Origin of the sequence: Dyadobacter sp. CY312 (assembly GCF_021390535.1) — a bacterium.
In the GTDB taxonomy this organism is placed as follows: Bacteria; Bacteroidota; Bacteroidia; order Cytophagales; family Spirosomataceae; genus Dyadobacter.
In genome coordinates, this window is sequence record NZ_JAJUXG010000002.1 from 1 (window position 1) to 1,519 (window position 1,519).

A 1,519-nucleotide genomic window follows, 5' to 3' on the forward strand; every position below is an offset into this window, starting at 1 on the left:
TAACCTTTCAGGTTAACACATTTCAACGGGAGATTAATAACTTATTGTCAAAATCTAACAAATAAGCCTAAAATTTAATCCTGGACTTGTTTTTCAACATAGAAGACAGCCTCCTTGCATTCATTTGGGAAAATTAGAATGAAAAAAATTCAGGACAGGAATTCTAGCTTAAAATCATTGCTGACCTTCAAGCTTCCTCCTGAGTAACTCCATATCATTACTTACCTTTCTATCAACAATCTTAGCGTAATGCTGTGTCGTTTTCAAACTCTTGTGACCTAACATTTTAGAGACAGTTTCTATTGGAACATTGTTTGATAGGGTTATTGTAGTTGCAAAAGTGTGTCGCGCCAGATGGAAGGTGATGTTTCTATCTATTCCACATACATCGGCAATCTCTTTTAGGTATGAGTTCATTCGCTGATTTGTCATTACTGGTAAGAGTCTATCGCTATTGGTACATTGAAGGTGACCCGAATAGCGACTTAGAATATTTAACGCTTGTGGAAGCAAGGGAATTTTAGAAGGCGTATCGGTTTTTTGCCTGTTCATTGAGATCCACTTTCTTCCATCAAAACCATCAATTACTTCCGACCTCCTCAATTTCTGAACATCCACGTAAGACAGCCCAGTGTAACAACAGAAGATAAAAATATCCCGCACCTTACATAGACGATCATTGGTAAATTTCTTTTTGACAATGGAAGCAAGTTCTGCCTCGTTAAGCGGCCGTCGATCTACTTCCACTTTTGCCATGTTAAAGGCGAAAAAGGGATCGCGAACAATCCATCCATTTTTTACACACAACAGAACGATTTTCTTGAAATATACAAGGTATCTCATCGTCGTATTATGGGAGATATTCCTCTTTGCTTTCAAATAGAAAGCATAAGCCGAAATTAAGTTGTGATCTAATTTTTCCAGGCTTACATCCGAAACTTTATATTTGAAAAGGAAGAACTCCTCTACATTTCTTAATGCTGCTTCATAACGATTGTATGTGCTCCTTGCAAAGTCTTTACCTATCAGATCATGCATTTCCTGATTATGTTCGCGAAAAACCTGCAGAATCATTTTACGCTGATCGTCGATACCCAACAGCATATTTTTAATTGATTCAGCAGTAACTTCTTTACGGGAGTCAATTAAAGTCCTGTGAGCATCATAGACCTTAGCCTGCAAGCTGTCCAGATAGGCATTCACACTCCTCACATCGTGTTTGGTGCCGCTGATCCTTCCTGATACAGGATTCCATTTATCTGGCTCACAATCTCTTTTTGCTGCCATTTCGAAACGACCGCCGTCCGTGGTGACTCGTATGTAAATAGGCATTTTTCCACCGACATAATTCTTTGGCTTCTTTAAATAAAAGAGCAAATTAAATGTTTTACTAAGCATAGCGTACTTATTTATGTGAATAAAAGTAGGCTTGCAGTACGAAAAAATCAAGATGTAAATGAGAGAAACTAGCTGTTATACAGCAACTTACAAGGATTCTGGTGAGTCATTAGTTTGTGAG

General features: G+C 38.0%; 1 protein-coding gene. It reads right to left on the reverse strand.

What is annotated here, in order from left to right:
* Positions 1-174: 174 nt before the first annotated feature.
* Entirely contained in the window at positions 175-1,398 is a 1,224-nt protein-coding gene (locus tag LZG71_RS04180) for a site-specific integrase (protein WP_233817303.1), read from the reverse strand.
* Positions 1,399-1,519 lie beyond the last annotated feature (121 nt).